The organism is Campylobacter sp. RM9334 (assembly GCF_020138145.1).
Lineage (GTDB): Bacteria > Campylobacterota > Campylobacteria > Campylobacterales > Campylobacteraceae > Campylobacter_E.
The window spans coordinates 16,314-37,262 of record NZ_JACGAX010000007.1; the positions used below are offsets into that span (position 1 = coordinate 16,314).

At 26.1% G+C, this 20,949-nt stretch carries 24 protein-coding genes; 3 read left to right on the forward strand and 21 right to left on the reverse strand.

Going from position 1 to position 20,949, the window contains the following annotated elements:
• Nucleotides 1-59: 59 nt before the first annotated feature.
• The 12 genes from AVBRAN9334_RS04450 to mobB all read right to left on the reverse strand — a co-directional run bounded on the left by AVBRAN9334_RS04450 (nt 60) and on the right by mobB (nt 11,607).
• Complete coding sequence (locus AVBRAN9334_RS04450) at nt 60-1,253, reverse strand: argininosuccinate synthase (RefSeq protein WP_336607125.1); 1,194 nt, start codon at nt 1,251-1,253, stop codon at nt 60-62.
• A 9-nt stretch (nt 1,254-1,262) separates the two neighbouring features.
• A complete protein-coding gene (locus AVBRAN9334_RS04455; RefSeq protein WP_214117526.1) occupies nt 1,263-1,979 on the reverse strand; it encodes a transporter substrate-binding domain-containing protein in 717 nt (238 codons plus the stop codon).
• Nucleotides 1,980-2,287: 308 nt separating this feature from the next.
• Complete coding sequence (locus AVBRAN9334_RS04460) at nt 2,288-2,983, reverse strand: transporter substrate-binding domain-containing protein (protein ID WP_336607126.1); 696 nt, start codon at nt 2,981-2,983, stop codon at nt 2,288-2,290.
• Between the two features lie 9 nt (nt 2,984-2,992).
• On the reverse strand, nt 2,993-3,694 hold the full coding sequence (locus AVBRAN9334_RS04465) for a substrate-binding periplasmic protein (protein ID WP_336607127.1): 702 nt from the start codon (nt 3,692-3,694) through the stop codon (nt 2,993-2,995).
• Nucleotides 3,695-3,977: 283 nt separating this feature from the next.
• Nucleotides 3,978-4,442: an ankyrin repeat domain-containing protein gene (locus tag AVBRAN9334_RS04470; RefSeq protein WP_214120329.1), complete on the reverse strand. Its 465-nt coding sequence runs from the start codon at nt 4,440-4,442 to the stop codon at nt 3,978-3,980.
• Nucleotide 4,443: 1 nt separating this feature from the next.
• Nucleotides 4,444-5,871, reverse strand: a complete 1,428-nt coding sequence (locus AVBRAN9334_RS04475; RefSeq protein ID WP_214120328.1) for a catalase — start codon at nt 5,869-5,871, stop codon at nt 4,444-4,446.
• A 110-nt stretch (nt 5,872-5,981) separates the two neighbouring features.
• Complete coding sequence (locus AVBRAN9334_RS04480) at nt 5,982-7,382, reverse strand: UDP-N-acetylmuramoyl-tripeptide--D-alanyl-D-alanine ligase (protein ID WP_336607128.1); 1,401 nt, start codon at nt 7,380-7,382, stop codon at nt 5,982-5,984.
• Complete coding sequence (locus tag AVBRAN9334_RS04485) at nt 7,379-8,218, reverse strand: hypothetical protein (protein ID WP_336607129.1); 840 nt, start codon at nt 8,216-8,218, stop codon at nt 7,379-7,381. Before AVBRAN9334_RS04485 ends, AVBRAN9334_RS04480 begins: the two co-directional genes overlap by 4 nt.
• Before the next feature lie 3 nt (nt 8,219-8,221).
• Nucleotides 8,222-10,093, reverse strand: a complete 1,872-nt coding sequence (gene metG / locus AVBRAN9334_RS04490) for a methionine--tRNA ligase (RefSeq protein WP_336607130.1) — start codon at nt 10,091-10,093, stop codon at nt 8,222-8,224.
• Nucleotides 10,094-10,101: 8 nt separating this feature from the next.
• Nucleotides 10,102-10,287 carry a hypothetical protein gene (locus tag AVBRAN9334_RS04495; protein ID WP_214117534.1) on the reverse strand — a complete coding sequence of 62 codons (186 nt, stop codon included), beginning with the start codon at nt 10,285-10,287 and terminating at the stop codon, nt 10,102-10,104.
• On the reverse strand, nt 10,274-11,137 hold the full coding sequence (locus AVBRAN9334_RS04500) for a class 1 fructose-bisphosphatase (RefSeq protein WP_214117535.1): 864 nt from the start codon (nt 11,135-11,137) through the stop codon (nt 10,274-10,276). Before AVBRAN9334_RS04500 ends, AVBRAN9334_RS04495 begins: the two co-directional genes overlap by 14 nt.
• Entirely contained in the window at nt 11,137-11,607 is a 471-nt protein-coding gene (mobB, locus tag AVBRAN9334_RS04505; RefSeq protein WP_214117536.1) for a molybdopterin-guanine dinucleotide biosynthesis protein B, read from the reverse strand. The genes AVBRAN9334_RS04500 and mobB overlap by 1 nt, the downstream gene beginning before the upstream one ends.
• Nucleotides 11,608-11,663: 56 nt before the next feature.
• Here mobB and AVBRAN9334_RS04510 point away from each other — a divergent pair, with 56 nt between their 5' ends.
• Nucleotides 11,664-12,065 carry a hypothetical protein gene (locus AVBRAN9334_RS04510; protein WP_214117537.1) on the forward strand — a complete coding sequence of 134 codons (402 nt, stop codon included), beginning with the start codon at nt 11,664-11,666 and terminating at the stop codon, nt 12,063-12,065.
• A gap of 19 nt (nt 12,066-12,084) precedes the next feature.
• On the opposite strand, the gene AVBRAN9334_RS04515 is transcribed toward AVBRAN9334_RS04510, so the two are convergent.
• The 6 genes from AVBRAN9334_RS04515 to AVBRAN9334_RS04540 are packed head-to-tail and all read right to left on the reverse strand — an operon-like array spanning nt 12,085 to nt 17,447.
• Nucleotides 12,085-12,471: a hypothetical protein gene (locus AVBRAN9334_RS04515; RefSeq protein WP_336607131.1), complete on the reverse strand. Its 387-nt coding sequence runs from the start codon at nt 12,469-12,471 to the stop codon at nt 12,085-12,087.
• Nucleotides 12,472-12,504: 33 nt separating this feature from the next.
• Nucleotides 12,505-12,942 (reverse strand): DUF4149 domain-containing protein, encoded by a 438-nt coding sequence (locus tag AVBRAN9334_RS04520; RefSeq protein WP_336607132.1) that lies wholly within the window; start codon nt 12,940-12,942, stop codon nt 12,505-12,507.
• On the reverse strand, nt 12,929-13,732 hold the full coding sequence (locus tag AVBRAN9334_RS04525) for a HemK/PrmC family methyltransferase (protein ID WP_336607133.1): 804 nt from the start codon (nt 13,730-13,732) through the stop codon (nt 12,929-12,931). The genes AVBRAN9334_RS04520 and AVBRAN9334_RS04525 overlap by 14 nt, the downstream gene beginning before the upstream one ends.
• Complete coding sequence (locus AVBRAN9334_RS04530) at nt 13,716-14,903, reverse strand: M48 family metallopeptidase (protein ID WP_336607134.1); 1,188 nt, start codon at nt 14,901-14,903, stop codon at nt 13,716-13,718. The genes AVBRAN9334_RS04525 and AVBRAN9334_RS04530 overlap by 17 nt, the downstream gene beginning before the upstream one ends.
• Nucleotides 14,890-16,827, reverse strand: coding sequence for a ribosomal protection-like ABC-F family protein (abc-f, locus tag AVBRAN9334_RS04535; protein ID WP_336607135.1), 1,938 nt, complete (start codon nt 16,825-16,827; stop codon nt 14,890-14,892). The genes AVBRAN9334_RS04530 and abc-f overlap by 14 nt, the downstream gene beginning before the upstream one ends.
• Before the next feature lie 50 nt (nt 16,828-16,877).
• Nucleotides 16,878-17,447, reverse strand: coding sequence for a hypothetical protein (locus tag AVBRAN9334_RS04540; RefSeq protein WP_214150635.1), 570 nt, complete (start codon nt 17,445-17,447; stop codon nt 16,878-16,880).
• 125 nt (nt 17,448-17,572) lie between these two features.
• On the opposite strand from AVBRAN9334_RS04540, the gene AVBRAN9334_RS04545 reads away from it, so the two are divergent.
• Both AVBRAN9334_RS04545 and AVBRAN9334_RS04550 read left to right on the forward strand, forming a co-directional pair.
• A complete protein-coding gene (locus AVBRAN9334_RS04545) occupies nt 17,573-18,214 on the forward strand; it encodes a thioredoxin domain-containing protein (RefSeq protein ID WP_214117544.1) in 642 nt (213 codons plus the stop codon).
• A gap of 56 nt (nt 18,215-18,270) precedes the next feature.
• The gene (locus tag AVBRAN9334_RS04550; RefSeq protein ID WP_336607136.1) at nt 18,271-18,804 is read left to right on the forward strand and encodes a hypothetical protein; all 534 of its coding nucleotides are present in this window, start codon (nt 18,271-18,273) and stop codon (nt 18,802-18,804) included.
• A gap of 27 nt (nt 18,805-18,831) precedes the next feature.
• Here AVBRAN9334_RS04550 and AVBRAN9334_RS04555 read toward each other — a convergent pair whose 3' ends face one another.
• From AVBRAN9334_RS04555 to AVBRAN9334_RS04565, 3 genes are all read right to left on the reverse strand, one after another.
• A complete protein-coding gene (locus AVBRAN9334_RS04555; protein ID WP_336607137.1) occupies nt 18,832-19,584 on the reverse strand; it encodes a hypothetical protein in 753 nt (250 codons plus the stop codon).
• A 147-nt stretch (nt 19,585-19,731) separates the two neighbouring features.
• Nucleotides 19,732-20,211 (reverse strand): hypothetical protein, encoded by a 480-nt coding sequence (locus tag AVBRAN9334_RS04560; protein WP_336607138.1) that lies wholly within the window; start codon nt 20,209-20,211, stop codon nt 19,732-19,734.
• A 15-nt stretch (nt 20,212-20,226) separates the two neighbouring features.
• The gene (locus AVBRAN9334_RS04565; RefSeq protein ID WP_336607139.1) at nt 20,227-20,673 is read right to left on the reverse strand and encodes a hypothetical protein; all 447 of its coding nucleotides are present in this window, start codon (nt 20,671-20,673) and stop codon (nt 20,227-20,229) included.
• Nucleotides 20,674-20,949 lie beyond the last annotated feature (276 nt).

Consider the following 20,949-nt stretch of genomic DNA (forward strand, 5'->3'; position numbering starts at 1 on the left):
AAAGTAAATATAGAAATAGAATAATTTTAGGTCTTAATGAAAAGACCTAAAATATTAAATTAAGATTTTTTTAGTGCTCTAATTTTTGCACTTAAGCTAAATAGTCTTATAAATCCTGCTGCATCAAATTGATTATAAACTTCATCTTCACTAAAAGTTGCAAAATCTTTATAATAAAGACTATTAGGAGAGCTTTTACTCATTGCATTGCAATTGCCTTTATATAATTCTATAATTATTTCTCCATTTAAATCTTTGCTAAATTCATTAATCGCAGCACTAATAGCAGCTCTTGTAGGGCAAAACCACTTACCATCATACACTAAATAGCTCATTTCAAGTCCTAACATAGCTCTTAATTTTAAGCTATCTCTATCAAGAACGATTTGCTCTAACGCTCTTAAAGCAGTATTTATAATTGTTCCGCCAGGTGTTTCATAGCATCCCCTTGATTTCATTCCCACAAGCCTATTTTCTACAATATCAATCCTACCAACTCCGTGTTTTGCCCCTATTTCATTAAGCTTATTTAACGCTTCGTAAGGACTTAGGCTAATATCATTTACCTTTGTAACCACACCTTTTTCAATGCTTAATTTTACTAATTCAGCTTCATTAGGAGCGATTTTTGGATTTACACTTAGACAAAAACAATCTTCATTATTAAAAGTTGTTGTGTCTTCTAAAACTCCACCTTCAGTTGAAATATGCCAAGCGTTTGCATCTTTGCTATAGATTTTTTCTTTACTCGCAGTTGTTTTAATATTTTTTAACGCTAAAAAATCAAGCAAATCTTCTCTTGATTTCATATTCCAAATTCTCCAAGGAGCTATAACTTCTAACTTAGGTGCTAGTGCGTTTATAGTGTATTCAAATCTTACTTGATCATTTCCTTTTCCTGTAGCTCCATGTGCGATAGCATCAGCATTAATGCTTATTGCATAATCAACTAAAGCCTTAGCAATTACCGGTCTTGCCATTGAAGTGCCTAGTAAATATGTGCCTTCATATAATGCCCCACTTAAAATTGTAGGATATATATAGTTTTTAACAAAATCTTCTTTTAAATCAACTACCACACAATCTTTTGCCCCTGAATTAAATGCCTTTTGTTTAACATCTACTAATTCATTTTTATCTTGACCCACATCAGCTACTAAAGCATACACTTCACAATCATAATTTTCTTTAAGCCAAGGAATAATTGCTGAAGTATCAAGACCCCCGCTATAAGCTAAAACAATTTTTTTCATACTTTCTCCTTAATTATCTAAATCGTATTTTTGTAATAATTTTACATAAGTTCCGTTGTCTTTTAGAATTTTTAAGGCATTATTAAAATCATCTTTTAATTTTGTATTACCTTTAGCAAATGCAAAACTCACTCCATCACCTAAAATTGGTGTTTTAGCAAATACGCTAAGTTCAGGATAAGTATTAATATAGCCTTTAGCCACAGCAGCGTCTAATACAAAACCATCTATTTTTTTATTAACGGTTGCTAAAACAAAAACTATTAATTCAGAATTTAAATATGGTTTTACGCCTTTAATTTTACTAACTTCATCAGCTTGTAAAGTGCCTAATTGAGCTCCTAATTTAGCTCCTTTTGATAAATCTTCTAAAGAATTTATATTAGTATTTTCTTTTAATTTAACATAATAATTTACCCCGTTATAATATGAATTAGAAAAATCAACACTTTTTGCTCTTTGTGGGGTTTCATTCATTCCAGAAGCTATAACATCAATTTTTCCTGCTTTTAAAGCATTGATTAAACCATCAAATTCAATAGCAACAAATTCAACTTTAATATCTAGTATTTTTGCTATTTCTTCCACTAAATCCATATCAAATCCAACAATTTTACCATCTTTCATATATTCAAATGGTGCATAACCAGGAGATGTTCCTACTTTTAAAATATCTTGAGCAAAAATTTGTGCAACTAGTGCAAAACCTAAAAATAACTTTTTCATAATTAATCCTTTTAATAAAAATAAATAACTAAATTGCTTAAAGCAAAAAACTAATATAACCTAAATAACAATGATAAAACTAACAATAATAAAAATTAACAATGATAAAATCTGGGAAATTAAAAAATAGTAGTAAGCATCAACGAAGTCTTAAAAATAATTTAGCAACACTCTTTTGCATTTTTTCTCCTTTAAAATAATTTAAATAATAATATCAATATTTTTTGTTAATGATGATAAAAAATTATTTTTTTTGTTAATTTCGTTACGATTTGTAACAAAATTAACAAAATTTGTATTAAAAAATATCACATTTCATATTTTTCTAATAATTTTTCATAAATTCCTTGACTTTTTATAATTTCTAAAGCCTTATTAAAATCATCTCTTAATTTAATATTACCTTTAGCAAATGCAAAGCTAGTGCCTCCTTTTTCTTTTATATCTTTAAATATTTCAATTTCTTTATAGGTATTTAAGTATCCTCTAGCTACTAATTTATCAACTATAACAGCATCTATTTTGCCATTTACTAATGCTAGGATTAGATTTGAAATTTCAGAATTTAAAAATGGTTTTGCCGAAGGAATTTCATTAAGCATTGCAGCTTGAATTGAACCTAATTGCACTCCCACTACTAAATTATTTAAATCTTTAATATCAGTTCTTGATTTTAATCTTAAAAAACAATTTGAACCAGTGTAATAAATATCACTAAACTCAACATTTTTTGCCCTTGCAGGAGTATTGCTAAGTCCTGAAGCTATCACATCAATTTTGCCTAATTTAACAGCACCCATTAAAGCATCAAAATCCATAGGAACAAATTCCACTTTAATATCCAACACTTTAGCTATTTCATTTACTAAATCTATATCAAAGCCAACGATTTTTTCATCTTTTATATATCCAAACGGAGCAAAACCAGGCGACATACCAACTTTAATCAAATCTTGTGCGAAAATTTGCATTACAAATGCTAATAAAATAATTAATTTTTTCATAATTTTTCCTTATTCCATATCATATTTTTTTATTAAATTATTATAAATTCCACTATCTTTTATAATTTTAAGTGCCCTATTAAATTCATCTCTTAACTTTGTATTTCCTTTAGCAAAAGCAAAACTTAGACCATCAGTTTTTTCTTCAGTTTTCTTAAATACAACTAAATTTTTATAATTTTTTAAATATCCTTTGGCTACAGTTTTATCTACTAAAACAGAATCAATTTTGCCACCAACTAATGCTAAGATTAAATTTGAAGTATCAGCATTTAAAAATATTTTTACATCTTTAAATCTAGCTAATATATCAGCTTGAATTGAGCCTAATTGTGCTCCTATAGTAAGTCCATTAATTTCATTAATATCAGTTCTTGAAGATTGTTTTAAAAAATAATTACTACTTATGTAGTAAAAATCACTGAACTCAACACTTTTAGCTCTTTCTGGTGTATTTCTAAGCCCTGAAGCTATCATATCAATTTTTTTAAGTTTTAAACCACCTATTAAACCATCAAAATTCATAGGAACAAATTCCACTTTAATATCCAATATTTTAGCCATTTCATTTACTAAATCTATATCAAATCCATATGCTTTACCATCTTTCATATATCCAAATGGTGCATATGCTGGGTCAATTCCAACTTTAATCAAATCTTGTGCGAAAATTTGCATTACAAATGCTAATAAAATAATAAATTTTTTCATAATTTTTCCTTTAAAAACAATAAAACAAATTTATTTTCAAGCAAATAAAATAAAGCTATAAAGCTTAAAATGCTAAAAATAAAAAACTAAAAAAATAAACAATAATAAAAATTGGGAAATTAAAAAATAAGAGTAAGGGTCAATGGGCTTTAGTGAATAATACAAAAGAATTTAGATTGTTACAATTTAACATTTTATCTCCTTTAAAATTTTTTGCAAAAATATATCATAAAATAGCAAATAATATTAATTATTTATAAAAAATATTATTTGCTTTTAAATTTTATACTTTTTTGAAGAGTTTTAAGAGTTTTAACGTTAATTTTTTTAATATACTAGATTTTTGAGAAGCTAAATATTCAGCAATTTCAGTTCTTCCAAACATTAAAGCAAATGTATAAGGAGTCATTCCTAAACCATTGTTTTCATCAATATTTGCTCCGTTTTCTACTAGCAGTTTTACGATATTTAAATAACCTTTAAAGCAAACTCCAGCTAGTGGAGTTTGACCTTTATCATTTTTCATATCAACACTTGCACCATTGCTAATAAGCATTTGAGCGCATTCGTAAGAGCCGTTATAACAAGCCAACATTAAAAGTGTGTTTCCACGATGGTCTTTAAAATCAACATTAAATCCTGCCTTTATCATGTTAAGGAGAGTGTTGTAATCATTATTTCTTGCAAAATCCAACGCCATTTTACATAATTCATCGTATCTTGCTAATTCGGCACTACTTAATTGCATTTTATTTTCCTAAAGCTTTTCTTACGCCATTTGCATATTCAGGGCTAATTTTTTCAAAATGTGCCAGAGCTTTTGCAATAATTTCATCTTTTACACCATCAAAACTTGCTGCTAGATTTTTATATAGTCTTTCTTTTTCATCAGCAGGTAAGATATTAAATAGATTTCTTGGTTGTGTATAAAAATCATTATCAAGCGGAGCATATCTAGCTGCACTATTACCTATTGCCAAATCAGGCTCAAGATATTTAGCGTTTTCACTTGCACCACCTAAAGTATTTGGCTCATAATAAGCACCATTAGCTAAATTATCACCTATACCAAAATTCATAGCACCTGCAACATTATATGTGCTAACTTCATTTCTAGCTCTATTTACAGGTAATTGATGATAGTTTGCACCAATTCTGTATCTTTGTGCATCAGGATAGCTAAAAATTCTAGCTTGAAGCATTTTATCAGGGCTAAAGCTTATACCTGGAACAATATTGCTTGGGCTAAATGCAGCTTGCTCTACTTCATTAAAATAATTTTGTGGATTGCGATTTAATATCATTTCTCCAACTTCAATTAATGGAACAATGCTATGAGGCCATACTTTTGTTAAATCAAATGGATTAAATCCAAGTTTTTCAACTTCGTTTTCCGCAAGGATTTGAACTTTTACGCTCCAAACAGGGAAATTTCCTTTTTCAATATTTTCATATAAATCTCTTTGATGAGATTCTCTATCTTTTGCTATGATTTTTTCTGCTTCTTCATTTGTTAAGCACTTAATTCCTTGTTTGGTTTTAAAGTGAAATTTAACCCAAAATCTTTCATTTTTATCATTAATAAATGAATAAGTATGAGAACCATATCCATTCATATGGCGATATGATGCAGGAATTCCTCTATCACTCATAAGAATTGTTACTTGATGTAGTGCTTCAGGAGTTAAAGTCCAAAAATCCCATGCAGCATTATTGCTTCTTAAATGAGTTCTTGGGTCTCTTTTTTGAGTATGAATAAAATCAGGGAATTTGTAAGCATCTCTTAAGAAAAATGTAGGAGTATTATTACCTACTAAATCCCAAATACCTTCTTTTGTGTAAAACTTAATCGCAAAGCCACGAACATCTCTTTCAGCATCAGCTGCACCTGCTTCACCTGCAACTGTTGAAAAGCGTAAGAAAAGTGGAGTAACTTCACCCTTAGCAAAAACTTTTGCTTTTGTATATTTGCTAATATCTTGTGTTATTCTTAATTCTCCATAAGCTCCACTTCCTTTTGCATGAACTGCACGCTCTGGAATTCTTTCTCTATTTTGATGAGCAAGTTTTTCAATCAATTGATAATCTTGCATTAAAAGCGGTCCCATTGCACCTGCACTAAGTGAGTTTTGATTTGAACCTATTGGGTTACCAAAATCCGTTGTTAATTGTTTCATTATATCTCCTTTTAAAAATGTGAAGTAATAATAAATAATATAGGATAATAATTGGTAAATAATAAAAATTATTATCTAAAAAATTTTTTAGCTAATAATTTTATTCTATTTTATATGAAATTAGGAGCGTCATTTGAGAATATTATTAAATCCTTTTCTTTAGTTTCATTAGCTAAAGTTTCAATTAATTTTGCTTTATCTTTTAGAATGATTTTTTTAATTTTTAAATTCTCATCATATATTCTAGCATTAGTCTCACTTGTAATAATTGCTAAATCAAAACATTCATTAATTACTTCGCATAGTTTTTTGTTTAACTCTTCACTTGCTTCAATTATCCCTGGACTAACTAAGACTTTTTTACCTAAGTTATAATCTTTAATTATTCTATAACTATCACTCATACCATCATAATTACCATTAAATCCATCATCAATTATAAATTTTGGCTCACGAGAGATGATTTGTAATCTATGTTCTGTAGCTTTTAAATTAGCTATTTCTTTGCAAATTTGCTCGTAATTTAAACCTAAAGCCTTAGCTAGGTAAATACAAGCACATAAATTACTAGCATTAAAACTACCTAATAAATTAGCAAAATACTTTTCATCATTGCATTTAAAACTAAGCCCATCTAAACTAGCTTTTATCTCACTTAAAGCACTATCATAGCTAAAGCTCTCACCTACACTACTATGAGTGATTGCTAATTCTAATCTAGTGCTTTTTAGGGCTTCTTTTTTAACTTCTTTAGTATTTTCTATATTTTTAAAATATTCTAAATGAGCTGTGCCAATTTGTCCTATTATTACATAATGAGGGCGGACTAATTTTGTGATTTCTTCTATATCGCCCTTTTTTCTAGCACCTGCTTCTATTATTAATAAATTTGTATTTGGGTCTAGGTTTTCATTAATATCTTTAATAAGCCCTAAAAGAGTGTTGATACTACCTTTAGCATAATGAATTTTAAAATAGTTTTGAGTAATACTAGCTAGGTAATGTTTGATACTTGTTTTACCATAACTTGCGGTGATTAATACTACTTTACAATCTTTTAAATTGCTTATTTTATTGTAAGCTTTATTGTAAAAACTCTTATTTACAAAATACTCACAAATATACGAAAGTAAAAATGCAAAAATTATAATATCTAAGGTATGTGGGTCAAGTTTGTAATAAAAATGAATTGGGGTAAATACAAAAGCACCTAATAAATTAAATAAAAATAATCTCTTAATCCTAGCTGTAAATACTAAAGGTTTATCAATATTTTTTGCTAAAATAATTAAAGCTAAAAGATAAATTATAGCTACTCCTAAGGCTAAAAAATGATTAATATCACAAGTAATTACATAGAGTAAAAATGGTGCTATTAGATAATAAAAATGCCAACGCTTTTTAGAAAAATTAAATAAAACTCTTTTAAATTTATAATTATTTAACTGCAATACTAAAGCTAAATAATAAAGCATCAAAAAAGAAAACGCAAAAGAAACTATATAAATCATAAAAATAACCCTTCGTTAAATACATTTAATTCATTAATAAATTTATTTTTATCGCCTTTATATAACATATAAGTATGATTTTTTATTTTGGTGATTTCAAATAAATTTAAATGTTTTTTGATTTCGCTAATGATTAATTCGTTATTTTCAAAAAACACAACCTTAGAGCCTTCGCTCATTTTGACTATTTCATTATTATCATTTAAAAATATAAAATCTAATAATTTAAGATTTGAATAATTGATATTTAGTTCTTTAAATACATTGATTTTTGCAAATTGTTCTGTAAATATTATAGGTATAAAAACATTGTAATAATACTCATCATTTAATATTAAATCTTGATAAAAAAAACTAGAGCGTTTAATAATTTCATAAGAATACTTTATATTTTCATAGCTTAAGCTTAATTTATCTAAATATTCCTTGCTTGAGCAAAAAATTAAATTATTTTTTAAAATATTTTCAAAATCATAAAATAAGTCATTTTTTAAAGTAGTAATATTTAGCCTATTTAAACACTCTATGCTTAATTCATCTAATAAAACCACCCTTTTATCAATTGAATAAAACGCAAGCAATCTTGTTAAAGCAAATTCAAAATCATTTATTTTTAAAAATGCTACTTCTTTATCACTAATTGATAAATCCTTAGTGCTAATTATCGCATAAGCACCTTTTTTAATAGCTTCGTTAGCTAATGCTTGTTCATTGGTAAAAAACGCACTAGCATTAGTAACGCTATTTAAATTAAGGCAAAAATCTTTAAGCCTAGAAACACTAGGCTTATTAATAATTTTTGCATTAATTAATTCTGAAAAATTAGTTATTTCCAATTTTTATCCAATCACTGCACCATTTTCACATTTAGTAAGTGGTGTTAATAAAACTAAGCTTTCATCTGAATTTTTAGCACTTAAAATCATACCTTCACTTAAATGCTTAAATACTTTTCTACTCTCTAAATTAGCAAGTAAAATAATTTGTTTGCCAACTAAATCTTTAGCATTATAATATTTCGCAATTCCGCTTAAAACTTGTCTTTTTTCAGTTCCTAAATCAAGTTGGAATTTTAATAATTTCTCACTACCTTCTACATTTTCACATTCTAAGACGGTTGCTACTTGCATTTTGATTTTTGCAAAATCATCAATTTTGATTTTTGGCTCTTTTAATTCTTTTTTTACTTCTTCTTTGCTTTCAACTTTAAGCTCAACTCTTGAGAATAAATGTTCGCATTCGTTTAAATTAAATTCTTTTTGTAAATTAAACATATCGTTATATGTTTTAGTATCAATATTTACTCCTAAAGCATTAGCTATTTTTACACTAGCTTTTGGCATAACAGGACTTAATAAAATACTAGCATTTTTTAAAATGTTAAAAATTACTACTAATAAGCTTTGAGTTTGTTTGCTTTCGTTATTTTTCATCATAGTCCAAGGCTCATATTTTGAAACCATCGCATTTGCTATACTTAAAGCTTTCATAATTTCGCTTATATATTCATTCATTCTAAGCTCATTTATAGCATTTATACTTGCTTTAAAATATTCATTTGCTTTATTTAATTCTTCGCTAAATCCTGATACAAATTCCACTTTTAAATCAAAATATTTTTTAGCCATTGATATGCTTCTGCTTAATAAATTACCTAATTCATTTACTAATTCAGCATTTATTTTATTAACCATTGCAAGTTTGCTAAAATCTCCATCATTTCCAAAAGGCATTTGAGATAATAAAAAATATCTTAAAGGCTCATTGCCAAATTCATTTTTAACATCAATAGGATTTATTACATTTCCTACACTTTTACTCATTTTTTCGCCTTCAACCGTCCACCAGCCATGCGCTCCTATCATTTTAGGCAACTCTAAATCAAGGCTCATTAAAAAACAAGGCCAATAAATTGCGTGGAATTTTAAAATATCTTTACCAACTAATTGAATATTTGCAGGCCAAAAAGACATTTTTTCATCATTATCTAAATACCCTAAAGCACTCAAATAATTACTCAAGGCATCAAGCCATACATAAACTATATGCTTACTATCATTTAATTCATCAGGTATTTTTATACCCCAAGAAAAGCTAGTTCTAGTTACCGATAAATCCCTTAAGCCTTGTTTTACGAATGCTATTACTTCGTTTTTTTTGCTAGCTGGCATAATGCAAGTAGGATTATCTTCATACCATTTTAATAATCTATCTTGGTATTTGCTTAGTCTAAAAAAATAGCTTTCTTCTTTTAAAATTCTAGTAGGCTTTTTACAATCAGGACATTTATCATTATCAAGTAATTGAGTTTTTGTATGAAAAGTCTCGCAAGATACACAATAATGACCTTCGTATTCATCTTTATAAATATCGCCTTTTTCATACATTTTTAAAAAAATCTTACGAACGCAATTTTTATGATTTTCATCAGTTGTTCTAATAAAATAATCATTACTAATTTCAAGTTCAGCCCACAAATCTTTAAAACTTTTACTAACTTTATCAGCATAAGCTTTTGGGCTTTCGTTGTTTTTGATAGCGCTTTCTTCTATTTTTTGACCATGCTCATCAGTGCCTGTTAAAAAGAAAGTCTCATCTCCTTTAAGTCTAGCAAATCTTGCAAGCGTATCAGCAATTATAGTAGTGTATGCGTGACCTATATGAGCTTTGTCATTTACATAATAAATTGGAGTTGTAATATATGTTTTCATCTAAATCCTTAAAAATTAAAATCTTGTGAAGCACCTTGCGACATATTTTCATAAGTAGCCTTTACAAAAGCATTTCTTATATCGCACTCACAGAGCTTTTCACAATCTATACAAGATAATTTATTTTGTGTTTTTTGTTGGCAATCTTGCAAATTTTTTTTAGCAATTTGCAAATTACTCTCATAAATATTCATCTAAATATGCCTTTTCACTGATTGAACCAAGATAACAAGGTGTGCTTGCGTGAATTGTGCTAAATTTTAAATTAAGTAAACTCTCATATCCTTTAGAGCCTTTTATCCCATCACTTGAAAATCCACCAGCTTTTTCGTAAATATAAGCGAAAGGAAATACTTCAAATAAAGCCCTAAGTTTTCCTAATTTACCATCATTTAATGTAGCTTCGCTTGTATTTGGATATGAAAATAATCCACCACCCTTTATTAAAATCTGATGTAAATCACTAACCATAGCACCGCTATATCTTAAGCGGTATCCATCACTAAATATTTTATCAATCATTGCTTTATGAGCTTTACTCCAATCTTTTTGAGTGCCGCCTGTTGCGTTTAATTTACCTTTTTCATTTAGTTTTAAATCTTTTAAGAATTTAAATTCTTTTCCATCGTATTCATATAATTTTGGCTCATTTATACAAACTACTAATTGGGTTCTAGGACCATAAATTGAATAAATAGCTGCTTTTAAACTATTAGGCTCTGCAGTATTTTCATAGATAGCAAATATACTCCCTACTGCAAAATTAACATCAAATAAAGAAGAGCCATCAAGTGGGTCATACGCAACTATATATTTTGCATCATCGTATAAAAATTGCGGATTTTCTTTTTCTTCACTGATAATTGCTTTAATTGAGCCAATTTTACTAAGCTCGTTTGTAATTATCATATCGCTTAATACATCTTGTTTTAATTGTAAATCCCCACTAGCATTGCTTAATTCTGTATAGCCATATTCAGGGTTATCAAAGCTTTGCTTAATCTTTAAAACGCTTTGTTTTATAGCTTCTATTATTTCTTGCATTAAATCTCCTTAGCATTATTCAAAACAAATTCACTAATACTAGCAATATCATCTAAATTAAATTGCTTTAAACCATAATCTTTATTAGAATAACTAGCTAATGCTAAAGAATATTCTAAATAACTCTCATCAACTTCTTTGCAAAACACACATAATCTTGGTAAAGGCAAACTTTTAAGTCCTTCAACTAAAACAATATCAGCACTAAATTGCTTTATTATTTGCTCTATTTCTAAGCTTTCGTGATAAAAAATAGTGGTTTTTACAGGGCTTAAAACTGCAACTTCAGCACCCGTTTGATAGAATTTAAAACTATCTTTACCATTCGTATCAAATACTGCTTTATCTTTTGGGTCGTGCTTAATTATTGCTACCTTTAAGCCAAGCTTTTGTAAATGCTCTGAAATTTTACAAATTAGTGTAGTTTTGCCCGAATTTGATGGGCCAGTAAATGCGAATGCTTTTTTCATTGATTAACCTTTTTTATTAAAAATTATAAATTTATAAATTAAACGAAAGAGAAGTAATGAAAAAAGCTTTATTTTTAGTAATTTTGATATGTTTTACAGCTTGTGTTAGGCAAAATGATGAATTTTATAATTCAAAAGAAGAAATAATGCTAAGGTCTTATTATGTAAATGATTGCATTATTAGTTATTTAGGAGTTAAGGATAATAACGATTATTTTGTGATTGCTAGTAAAAATGAAATTGAACATATAATAATTGAAGGGTATTTGGTTCAATTTTTAAAACTGCCAAAAAATGAATTTAATTTGCCTTATAAAAATGATTTTTTATATTTTTACAAAATAATAAATACTGCTAGTAAAAAGACAAATATTGATATGGAAATTACTTTAAATAATGAAGAAACAAGAAGCGCTAAAATACAAAGAATTTCAAAATCTCTTGAATATCAATTTTAAGGGCAAAAAACCCTTAAAATTACGCTAATAATGATGCTATTTGAGTTTGGTTAAAATTAACTTGTTGAGCGTTTTTAAAACTTTCTTCATTTTGCTTTAAAAAATTAGCGTTTAATTTAGAAAAATCTTCATTTTTAAATCTATCGTTATTGTTATTTGCTGTTTTTAAACTATTTTCTATTTTTTCTAAATCATTTTTCAAATCAACTTTATTTGTATTATTATTTTGAATTTTTGAAATCATTTCATCTTGTTGAGTGCTGATTTCTTGATATTTTTTCTCGCTTAATTTTTCTTCACTTACTTTTTTCTCATTTAGTTGTTCTACCGAAGTATCTTCAACTTTTTGAGTAGCTTTATTTTGAGCCATTAAGACATTGCTTTGTATGTTATTGTTAATTTGCATACTAAACTCCTTTTAAATTTTGCCGATTATAGCCTATTTTTCTTTTTTCTTAGTAAAAAATAATATTAATTGTAAAATAACTATAACTTTAAAAATCATTTCACTTTGCTTATGATTATCATTAAAATCTTTACTATCAGTAACGCCTAAAGCCTGCATATCAAGCACATTAGCTGTATAATAAAATACAAATACTAAGGCTAAAATCAAAATTATTAGGCTTAAAATTGACTTTAAACTAAATAATTTATTTGAAATACTTTCATAAATAATATTTAATAAACTTACGAAAAGTAACAAATAATTAAATTTTACAAACACTTGTGTCATCAAAAGTCCGCTTTGAAAGTGGCTTAAAATCCCATCTCCAATAATTGCACTAGGATAAAAAATAATAGGAGCAACAACAATTCCTATGAATAATTCTACAAAAATTATTCCAGCTAATAAAAAATCATTAATTTTTTTCATAATCTAACCTTTCTGCTATAAAAACTCTATCAAAACCATTTAAATCTTTATAAAAACTAGCCTTAAAATTCTTTTCTTTTAGATAATCATTTAGGATTTCTTTTTGATCATATCCAAATTCGCACATTAAAAATCTCACATTTTCTAAATAACATTTATCAATTATTTTAAATAATATTTCATATCCTTTTTTACCACCAAAAAGCGCTGTTTTAGGCTCTTTTAATACTGATTTATCTAAATTATATTCGGTGCTAATATATGGAGGATTTGAGATAATTAGTTCATAGTCTTTAAAATTAACTTTCATAAAATCGCTAATAAAAAAATCACAATTTACATTATGTAATTTAGCATTTTCATTGGCTAGTTTTAAGGCTAATTTGTTTATATCACAGGCTTTTATATTTGCTTTTGTAAATAATTTTAAAAATATACTAATAACCCCACTTCCAAAACCTATTTCAAAAATATTTTTTATATTATTTTGATTTATTAGATTTATTGCTAAATCTATTAGTATTTCAGTATCATTTCTAGGAATTAACACTCCTTTAGCACATTTAAATTCTAAATCTTTTATATAAGTTTTTGAGAATATATATTGCAATGGAGTGCCGTTTTTGTATTCGTTTGCAATACTTAAAAGTTTAATTTTATCGCTTGGATTTATCACATTTGCCCTTGCAACTGAATACTCAAGCATTGAATATGAAAAATACTCCATTATAATCTGTCTTGCAATTACTTCATTGCTTAGGGCTTTTAATTCGTTAAATGTGGCTATCATTTAATGCACTTATTCTTCTACTTAAACTCGGATGAGTTTTATAAATCATTTCATAAATAGCGTTATGATCTAGCAAGGCTTTATTGTGAATAGCTAATACCTTTAAAGCACTTATCATATCGTTTTTGCTAGTTTTTATTGCTCCGTGTTTATCTGCACTAAATTCATTTTTTCTTGAAATAGAATTTAAAATAGGACTTAAAATAAACGAAATTACCGAGCCTACCATAATAAAAGCAAACAACGGACTAGATACAAAGCCTTCTAAATTAAATTGATTTTCAAAAAAACTTGAAAAATATCCAAAAAACGCAAAGGTAATTAATAGATTTAAACCACTTATAAAAAGCATTTTTAAAATATCTTTATGTTTAAAATGCCCTAATTCGTGAGCTAATACGGCAAGTAATTCATCTTTACTCATAGCGTTGATTAAAGTATCATAAAGAACTACTTTTTTTGCTCCAAACATACCCGCAAAATAAGCATTAAGTCTAGTATCATTTTTACTAGCGTCCATACTAAATACCCCATTACTTTTAAAGCCGCATTCATCTAATAATTTTGCAATATCATCTCTTAATTCACCTTCTACAGGGCTTAACTTATTAAACAATGGAACTATAAAATTAGGATAAATAACCATAGCTAAAAGACTAAAAATAAATAAAATAACAAAGCCACCTATCCACCAAAACTCGCCTAATTTAGCAATAGCAAAAAGCAAAATATAAACTAAAGCTCCACCTATAATTACTAATAAGATTAATGATTTTAAAAGGTCTTTAAAATACATTTTAGGAGTTTTTTTATTAAAGCCGTGCTTGGTATCAACAACCATAGTTTTATAATAATCTAAGCAAGTTAGAATGCAAGAATTTATAATAAAATACAATAAAACTAAAATAGTATTATCAAGCAGTGAATTAGGCTCAAAATGAACCTTTAATACATTAAATAACACCAATATAAATACGCAATTTAAAATAAGTGCTAAAAAATTATTTAGTATTGAAAATTTATGCTCAACTATAGCTATATTTTTAAATTCTATAAATTGCTCATCACTTAAAAAACCTTTATTTGTTTTTGTTTTAATATGATTTATTTCAAGTAATTTAAGTATTGTTTCAATCACAAAAATTACACTAATTATACTAATTATCAACATTTTCTAACCTTTCTGTAAGTTCTAAAACTTCGTAATACTCATTTTCTAAAAGCTCTAATTCCTGATTTAAATTCTCAAGTCTTTCATTAAGAGCCAATATCCCATATTTTTCATATTTTGTAGGGTCGCTTAAGTATTCATTTAATAATCTAATTTCTTTTTCAATCTCTTCAATTTTAACTGGGTGTTCTTCTAGGATTTTATTTTGTTTATAGCTTAATTTTACGCTTTTTTTACGCTCAACTTTTACTGGTTTTTCTTTATCATTTTCTATTTCACTATTTAACTCGCTTAATTCATCGTTTAATTCTAAAAGCTCACTAAATTTCATAGTTTCAATTTCAATTGATTGATTTGAAAAGGCAAAAAGCTTAGTAGCAAGTCTATCTGTAAAATATCTATCATGACTTACAAATATCAAAGCACCTTTAAAATCCATTAAATATTGCTCTAAAATATTAATCGTAGCAATATCTAAATCATTAGTAGGCTCATCTAAAATTAATACTTCATAATCTTTTGTAAAAAGTTTTGCTAAAGCCACCCTACTTTTTTCGCCACCACTAAGTGAGCCGATTTTATAAGTAAGTTGTTCTTTAGGAAATAAAAAATGCTTTAAATATCCATATACATGCATATTAGAGCCTTTCACATTGATAGTATCACCGCCATTTGGACAAAAATACTCAATCAAAGTTTCATCATCTTTTAAATCATTTTTTTTCTGGTCAAAATATCCTATATTTATCTCACCTTTTTTAATAAAACCACTGCTAGGGCGAAGTTTTTCAAGTAAAATTTGTAAAAAGCTAGATTTTCCACAGCCGTTTTTGCCTACAATTGCTATTTTTTCACCTTGTAAAATCCTTGCATTAAATGGCTTAAATAATAATTTTTCGCCTAGCGTTAGGCTAATATCGTGTAATTCAAAAAGCATTTTTTTCTTATTTGCTATTAGTGGATTTGATTTTATATCACTTGCACGGGCAAGCTCAACTCTTAGTCTATTCAAAATACTAGGATTTTTTTTAGCCTCTTCACGCATTTTAAAAATACGCTCTTTTCTGCCTTCGTTTCGCTTAAGCCTTGCTTTTACCCCACGACGCAGCCATTCTTCTTCGCTTTTTAATTGTTTTACTAAAGTTTCATAGCTTTTATTAAGGCTTTCTAGTAATTTTGCCTTAGCTTGTAAATAATTTGAATACCCACCTTCAAATTCTCTTAATTTCGCATCTTCTATTTCTACGCATTTACTTGCAATATTGTCTATAAAATATCTATCGTGACTTATAAAAATAACACATTTTTTACTAGCTTTTAACATATCTTCAAGGTATTTACACATAGTTACATCTAAGTGGTTCGTAGGCTCATCTAAAATCAAAACATCAGGAGATTTAAGCAGCATACAAGCAAGGCTTAATCTTCTTAATTCCCCACCACTAAGACTTGCTAGATTTCTATTTATAAAACTACTTAATTCAAATTCTTTTAAAGCTCTATTTATTTTACTATCAATACTCCAAGCGTCCTTGCTCTCTATTAAATCAAATAAAATTTGTTGTTTTTGCAATAATTCTTTATCATTTGGATTAGTTGATAGTTTAGAATTAATCTCATTATATTCGCTTAAAGCATTAAAAATATCGCCTAATTCTAATTTAATATATTCATCTACGCTAAGATTATAATCTATATTAATGCTTTGAGAAAGCATAGAAAAATTTATACTTGAATTAATCAATACCCTACCATTATCAGGTTCTATTTCTTTAGTAATTATTTTTAAAAATGTAGATTTGCCCTGCCCGTTTTTACCTATTATTGCGATTTTTTCGCCATCGTTTATACTAAAATTTACATTTTTTAAAATAACTTTTTCGCCGTAAGCTTTATCAATATCAATACAATCTATTAAAATCAATTTAAATAATCCTTAAGTTTTTTAAAGGCTAGTATTCTAGCCTTTAAAGATTATTTAACATCTACATCAAAATAAATTTCAACTTCTTCGTGAGTTTTCTTTCCGTGAAGTGCCGAGATTTGTTTATCAGTTGAAAGTGCTGTAAATGCTTCAGTTGTATTAAAATCAGTATTCATATTTATTACTCCTTTTACAACTAATTTACCATCAGCTACGCTATAAGTCATTGGAATTTCTTTTGTAATATCATTAAATGTGATTACACCTGTAGCACTTCCGCTTGTTTCATCACCTTTTACATCTTTTAAACTAGCTTCAATTTTGCTATTTTTTAGATTTGCAATATAAGTTCTATGGATATTGTTTTCACGAATTTTATCTTTTGTATTTTCGTTAGCAAAATCCATACTTGCTTTAGTTCCGTTTAAAATATCTACAACAGAGCCACTTGTTTTGCTAAATTCAAATTTAGCATCATCAATAACACCAGGAACACCTAATTTTTTTTCCATTTTAAAACCAGTAAAATGAGCTTTTACACTAGCTTCATCAATAGTAATTGCATAAGCACTTGAGCCTAAAATCGCAGTAGCGATGATTGAAGAAAATATCTTTTTCATTTTTTATCCTTTTTTTTAAATTGAACCATTATTATACGATATTTTGTTAATCATTATCATTTCTAATAGAAAATTTTTATTAATTAAAATTTTATATATTTATGCAATTTTTTTAAGGAGAAAAAATGTTAAAACAAATTAAAAAGTTAGCTTTAGTGTTGCTTGTTAGTTCAAACTTATTTGCCTTAAGTGAAGGTGTAGAATACAATGTGCTTGAAAATCCAATTCCAAATTCTGATAATTCTTTAACAGAAATATGGTCTTATCAATGTTCGCATTGTTATTTACACCACAATCACAATACTTTAGGACTAATAAAAGAGCAATTAAAAGATTTGGATATTAGATTAATGATGGTAAAAACTTGGGGAAAATTTGGTCAAGAAATGGCTAATTTACTTGCATACGCACATTATCAAGATGAAAAAAATAAAATTAGCTTGATTGATAAAAATAGCCTATATGATAAAATTAGTAGCGTTTATTTTGTTGAAATGTTTAAAAATAAATCAACTTGGAATAATAATCCTGATGAATTTTATAAATCTGGTCTAAGTATTCTTGGAATTTCAAAGAAAAAATTAGAAAGTTTCTTGCAAAGCCCTGAAGGAAAATATTTATTAAGCTCAACTGATATTGCAAATGAAATTGCTAATACTTACGGAACTCCAACTTTTATTGTAAATGGAAAATATGTAATCAATTTAGCTTATGCAAAATCTCCACAAATGCTTATAGATATGATAAACGAACTATCTAAAAAATAAGGATTTACTTAGGTAAATCCTAAATATTTCTAATACTTGTATTATGAAGTAGTGAAATGTTGCATAAAATTATAAAGCTCTTACAATATTTATCTTATTATTTATCTTGGTTATGCGTAGTTGTTGGCTTGATTGAGCTTTTTATGGGCTTTAATTTTGCTTATTATTTTATATCTGCAATTTTGCTTTCTGCTATTTATGGAAGTATTAAAAAGAGATTAGATGAGATTAAATTTAATAAATACTTTTTAATAATTTTAGCTTTAGTATCTGCTTATAAATACTATGAATTTTTTATAAAAGAGCAAAATGATTTAATAGCAAAAATCATAAATGCTAATAAAACTTGCCTAGAAAATCAAAGATATTGCATAATAAATGAAGTTACTACAAAAGAACTCAACGCTGTATTACTAGATAAAAACAATGATGAAATTCTTAAATATCTAAAAGAATATGGATTTAGAAAAAATGAGAAAAATAATATGCTGTATTTTCAAGACACTATTTATAAAAACCCAGTTGATATAGCAATAAAATTGCAAGATAATCAAATAAATAAAATATATTATAAAGCAGATAGAAAATAAATCTACTTTACACAAAATAAGCAAATCCTACTTATATACCTTATAATGAATTTCTTGGATTACTTTATCTTTATAAATTAAAGCTATGAAAATAGTCTTACCAAACACTACATTTTTATAACAAATATTAGCATTTTTATAACACCTTAGCATTTTAAATTCTTTAAAATATTCATAAACTTCATAAGGGCTTTTATCCTTTATGTTTTTATTAAGTGCATTGATTAAATTAATATCATCTACTAAAAAATAATCATTAAAATTAATCTTTTTAGCCTTTATAATCTGCATTACAAGTTCATTTGGCTGTTTTAAAAAATAATCATAATATTTATAGGCGCAAAATACTAGCAAGATAGCTAAAACAAGTGCTTGATATTTAATTGTATTTTTACCAACTAATTTATAAATTATGAAAAATAAAATCGCATAAATAATGTCTAAAATAAAATCATTTTTTACATAAAGATTAAATAAAGCATTAGCTAAGGCAATAAACATTATATAAAATGAAAAATATTTTAAAACACTAAAAAATCTATCTTTTAAATATATTTCAAAGTTTTTTAATCTTTTAGAAATTATATAATAAAGCATAAAAGATAGGCTTAAAATTATCAAATAAATTATAAAATCCAAGTGATTATTAAAACTCAATGGATTTATATTGATTAAATAAAACAAAGCTAAAGCTACGAAAAAGAAAAACCAAGCTAGATAAAAAAGTATATTTTTTATAAATACAATAAAATCATTTTTAAAAGTCATATATTCTCGCATTATATTATTTTAGTTTTGAAATAATTTTATTGTAAATATAATTTATTGCAAGAGCTAAATACATATAAAACAAATTAATATTTAAAATAACTTCTTCTGAAAATATTTTATAAAATTGTTGATAGTAAGTAATAAAAATAGCAATAGTTAAAAAAATAAATAAATTGTCTTAACTCTAAAAAAATAACACACAATATGTATTATTAAAGATATAACTAATAAGCTAAAACTAGGAAAAATATTATAAAAAAGATACAATAATGCAACAATAAAAATCAAACTTATATACGCATATTCAATATTGATTTTATGTGAAATTTTATTTTTAAAACTAGCAAAAAACCACATATAAGGCAGTAATAAAAAATGAATAATTGTAAAAATTATGTTGAAAAATATATAGCTATCATTTGAGTTATGTGAAAATGCTTTAGTTAAAAGCCCTAGATCAACAGAATAATAAAGTGATAAATAAAACAAGAATAATAAAAATCTATAAATACTAATCTTCAAATAAGAAAATGGAAAAAACATAGCTTTAAAATAATCAAAATCTATTAAAGCTTTATCCTTGCTATTTAAATTAATAATAACCCAAGATATTAGCATATTAATATAGTTTTTCATTACTTTCCTTTTTTATTAAAATAAATCTTGTATATATTCTATTCCAAGAAATGGCTCGTATCTTATTACAATATCTTTCATCACAATACCATTGTCCGTTTCATTACTAACGAATGTTATATCATAATATTGACCTTTTATAATCTTCTTGCAATAATAAACATTATTTTTAAATTTAATTTGTTTAAATCCACTATCCTCAAAATATTTTTTAGTATTATCTCTTATTTTTGTATTAACATAATCAAATAAATCTAAATCATTTTTTATCACATAGATATATCCGCCTTTCTTTCCATCTGTAAAATACCCTTTATTAGAACTTATAATCATTTTTATTAATTCATTTGGTTCTTTTATATGTGTTATATAAAATTGTGAAATTATTAGCAAAGTTGATAAAGTAATAAAAATATATAAAACTTTTTTAGAAGGTTTATAATCTCTTATAATCATTGACATTAACAAATAAAGAAAAGCAAAAACTATCGTGCAAAGCAATAATATATCATTACAAACATTGATATAAATTAAAGATACAAGATGTATAAAAAAAATTATAAATAAAGCAAGAAAAATATTTTTTAAAATACCTATAATAAGTTTTAAAATATTAAAAATTTTACTAATACATTTCATAGTTTTACCTTTTTTGCTTGAATAGTATTTAAAATACATAAAAGACAATTAAAATTCTAATTTTTATTAATATAATTTATTTTATATTAAAATCTTCTC

What these genes read in the sequence shown, in the direction of transcription:
- AVBRAN9334_RS04450 (WP_336607125.1), bottom strand. Translation starts at nt 1,253, where the DNA reads ATGAAAAAAATTGTTTTAGCTTATAGCGGGGGTCTTGATACTTCAGCA.
- AVBRAN9334_RS04455 (WP_214117526.1), bottom strand. Translation starts at nt 1,979, where the DNA reads ATGAAAAAGTTATTTTTAGGTTTTGCACTAGTTGCACAAATTTTTGCT.
- AVBRAN9334_RS04460 (WP_336607126.1), bottom strand. Translation starts at nt 2,983, where the DNA reads ATGAAAAAATTAATTATTTTATTAGCATTTGTAATGCAAATTTTCGCA.
- AVBRAN9334_RS04465 (WP_336607127.1), bottom strand. Translation starts at nt 3,694, where the DNA reads ATGAAAAAATTTATTATTTTATTAGCATTTGTAATGCAAATTTTCGCA.
- AVBRAN9334_RS04470 (WP_214120329.1), bottom strand. Translation starts at nt 4,442, where the DNA reads ATGCAATTAAGTAGTGCCGAATTAGCAAGATACGATGAATTATGTAAA.
- AVBRAN9334_RS04475 (WP_214120328.1), bottom strand. Translation starts at nt 5,871, where the DNA reads ATGAAACAATTAACAACGGATTTTGGTAACCCAATAGGTTCAAATCAA.
- AVBRAN9334_RS04480 (WP_336607128.1), bottom strand. Translation starts at nt 7,382, where the DNA reads ATGATTTATATAGTTTCTTTTGCGTTTTCTTTTTTGATGCTTTATTAT.
- metG (WP_336607130.1), bottom strand. Translation starts at nt 10,093, where the DNA reads ATGAAAACATATATTACAACTCCAATTTATTATGTAAATGACAAAGCT.
- AVBRAN9334_RS04495 (WP_214117534.1), bottom strand. Translation starts at nt 10,287, where the DNA reads ATGAATATTTATGAGAGTAATTTGCAAATTGCTAAAAAAAATTTGCAA.
- AVBRAN9334_RS04500 (WP_214117535.1), bottom strand. Translation starts at nt 11,137, where the DNA reads ATGCAAGAAATAATAGAAGCTATAAAACAAAGCGTTTTAAAGATTAAG.
- mobB (WP_214117536.1), bottom strand. Translation starts at nt 11,607, where the DNA reads ATGAAAAAAGCATTCGCATTTACTGGCCCATCAAATTCGGGCAAAACT.
- AVBRAN9334_RS04510 (WP_214117537.1), top strand. Translation starts at nt 11,664, where the DNA reads ATGAAAAAAGCTTTATTTTTAGTAATTTTGATATGTTTTACAGCTTGT.
- AVBRAN9334_RS04515 (WP_336607131.1), bottom strand. Translation starts at nt 12,471, where the DNA reads ATGCAAATTAACAATAACATACAAAGCAATGTCTTAATGGCTCAAAAT.
- AVBRAN9334_RS04520 (WP_336607132.1), bottom strand. Translation starts at nt 12,942, where the DNA reads ATGAAAAAAATTAATGATTTTTTATTAGCTGGAATAATTTTTGTAGAA.
- AVBRAN9334_RS04525 (WP_336607133.1), bottom strand. Translation starts at nt 13,732, where the DNA reads ATGATAGCCACATTTAACGAATTAAAAGCCCTAAGCAATGAAGTAATT.
- AVBRAN9334_RS04530 (WP_336607134.1), bottom strand. Translation starts at nt 14,903, where the DNA reads ATGTTGATAATTAGTATAATTAGTGTAATTTTTGTGATTGAAACAATA.
- AVBRAN9334_RS04540 (WP_214150635.1), bottom strand. Translation starts at nt 17,447, where the DNA reads ATGAAAAAGATATTTTCTTCAATCATCGCTACTGCGATTTTAGGCTCA.
- AVBRAN9334_RS04545 (WP_214117544.1), top strand. Translation starts at nt 17,573, where the DNA reads ATGTTAAAACAAATTAAAAAGTTAGCTTTAGTGTTGCTTGTTAGTTCA.
- AVBRAN9334_RS04550 (WP_336607136.1), top strand. Translation starts at nt 18,271, where the DNA reads ATGTTGCATAAAATTATAAAGCTCTTACAATATTTATCTTATTATTTA.
- AVBRAN9334_RS04555 (WP_336607137.1), bottom strand. Translation starts at nt 19,584, where the DNA reads ATGCGAGAATATATGACTTTTAAAAATGATTTTATTGTATTTATAAAA.
- AVBRAN9334_RS04560 (WP_336607138.1), bottom strand. Translation starts at nt 20,211, where the DNA reads ATGAAAAACTATATTAATATGCTAATATCTTGGGTTATTATTAATTTA.
- AVBRAN9334_RS04565 (WP_336607139.1), bottom strand. Translation starts at nt 20,673, where the DNA reads ATGTCAATGATTATAAGAGATTATAAACCTTCTAAAAAAGTTTTATAT.